The 1,448-nt window shown below is 57.9% G+C and carries 1 protein-coding gene; it reads right to left on the reverse strand.

Features of this window, described 5'->3' with window-relative positions; translation table 11 throughout:
- Positions 1-1,381: RHS repeat domain-containing protein (locus BI292_RS11270; RefSeq protein ID WP_371918725.1), on the reverse strand; the 1,381-nt coding region annotated here is incomplete at its 3' end.
- Positions 1,382-1,448 lie beyond the last annotated feature (67 nt).

Genomic DNA, 1,448 nt, shown 5'->3' on the forward strand with positions numbered 1-1,448 from the left:
GATCCCACGTCATCGAGCGTCCCTGATCGAGCATCAGCAAATTGCCGTTGGCATCGAACGCAGCGGCAATTTCCTCCTCGGTGGGTGGCACGCCATTGCGCCAGGGCAAACAGCGATTGCTGTAGCGCGCAGCTGTTAATTCTCGCCCCGGACTTTGCGCCCCGATGTGCGTCAACTTCAGCAAGTTGCCACTCTCGTCATAACTGAAACTTTGCTGATAATTGCTGAGCGCTGCGGGATCCATTCGCCCTGTCGAAGCCGGTCCCTGATTTGCACTGCCCGCCTCCCAGCCAGATGCACCAATCAACTGATAAAGACTGTCGTAGTTAAAACAACTGATGGGCTCGATGCGCTGATTATTGAAGTAACGCACCTCCAGCGCCTTGTCCTCGATGCTCAGGACATTGCCCATGCGGTCGTACTCGTAGAACAAATGCTGCAATAAACCGCTGCGATTGCTGAACGCTCGCCGCTCGATCAACAGTCCATCTGCGGCGCCATAAGAGAGCTTCGTCTCGACATGATTACCCGCCACTTCGCGAATAATCCTGCCATCGGCGCTGTACTCGATTTCGCTGACCAAAGTTTGCCAAGTGAGCTTGCCGGACAACTTCAACGCACTGTCGCGCAGCAACCCATCAACGGTAAAAGCGAACGCCTGGCAGTTGTGCCGCGCATCGGTTTTCTCCAGCACATTGCCCTGCGGGCCATAACGCCACGTCGAAAGCGCGCCCTCGCCCGGTTCCAGCAAATGTTGGCGATCTGCAATTGGCTCAGGCCAATCCGCGGCGACAGGGTCTTTGGTGAAATGCTGAATATGGCGCGTGCATTGACGGGTGAGTGCAAACGATTCGAACAACACCGTCCCGCCGGGGCTGTCGTGCCGCGTCAGTTGCCTGCACAGATTAACGGCCTGATTGCCAGGTTCGGAACCGCCATATTCCAAACGTTCGACACAGCTTCGCGGCGCGGAGCCTTGCTGTTCGAACGTTGCCACTGGCCGCAGTTGGTCGTCGTATTCGATATCGTTGCGCGTGCCGCGACTGTCCCAACGTTGCACCACTTGATTGCCGGTGCCTGGAAGGCTGATGTGCATTCCTGCATCCACGCTGAGCAGCGACACAACGTGATCGGACAGCGAATGCACGCTCGTCATGTTCGCCGGCGTCAGCGGGTCCGCGGCTTGCAGCGCCCACAGCCGCGGGTCCCACTGTTTGACTGGGCGCCCGCCTAGATCGTAAGCCACTCGATTGACCCGAGCCTGCGCCGCGAGTTTTTCATCTTCACGCCAGTAATCGACCGAACGCACCGCAAGTCCGCGCGGATCGACGACGGATAAGGTGGGGGTCCTGTAATGCGTTGTCGTGATTGAAGCGTGCATGACGATGCGTCCCGGTTAGCCAGACATGATCTAACCGTTGCCGCGCAGCATCTGGCTACTGTCAGAA

Origin of the sequence: Pseudomonas sp. 43NM1, assembly GCF_002836905.1 — a bacterium.
GTDB lineage: Bacteria > Pseudomonadota > Gammaproteobacteria > Pseudomonadales > Pseudomonadaceae > Aquipseudomonas > Aquipseudomonas prosekii.